Here is a 449-nt window from a genome sequence, read left to right as displayed (position 1 = left end):
CATTGCCGGTGATGCCCTTCAGGCCGATGTCTTTCGGGCCGAACTCGGTGCCGATCCCGTAGGTGATGTCGCCATACTGCTTCTTGCTGGTATTGCCGGTCGAGTAGGTCGAATAATGATCGAACTCGACCCACTGATAGCCGACCTTGCCGTAGAACATGCCGCTGTCACCGGCGCGCACGCCGAAACGACCGGCTGCGCCATATTCCCAGTTGATGTTGCCAGAGACGCCTTTGGCAAGATTGCCTTCCGCACCGACGAACACCGGCCCCAGCGGCACGTTGATGCCGGCCACGCCCTGTACCAACGCGCCTGCGAGACGGTAGTTGTTGCGCAGCGAGCCATCGGCGTTCAGCGCCTGCGGGATACCGTGGTTGCGCTCGTTATCGAACTGTTCCCAGCCGCCCATCACGCCGATGTAAGGCTCGATGCCAAACGCGCGCGAGCCG

At 61.9% G+C, this 449-nt stretch carries 1 protein-coding gene; it reads right to left on the bottom strand.

From position 1 onward, the window contains the following. Positions 1 to 449 (bottom strand): outer membrane protein (locus AACY45_RS28580; RefSeq protein ID WP_339548825.1); only part of this gene is annotated, 449 nt, incomplete at both ends.

Source organism: Pseudomonas sp. RA_35y_Pfl2_P32 (genome assembly GCF_963970735.1).
In the GTDB taxonomy this organism is placed as follows: domain Bacteria; phylum Pseudomonadota; class Gammaproteobacteria; order Pseudomonadales; family Pseudomonadaceae; genus Aquipseudomonas.
The sequence above is the reverse complement of the archived record's forward strand: the minus strand, read 5'-3'. Positions and strand labels throughout refer to the sequence as shown.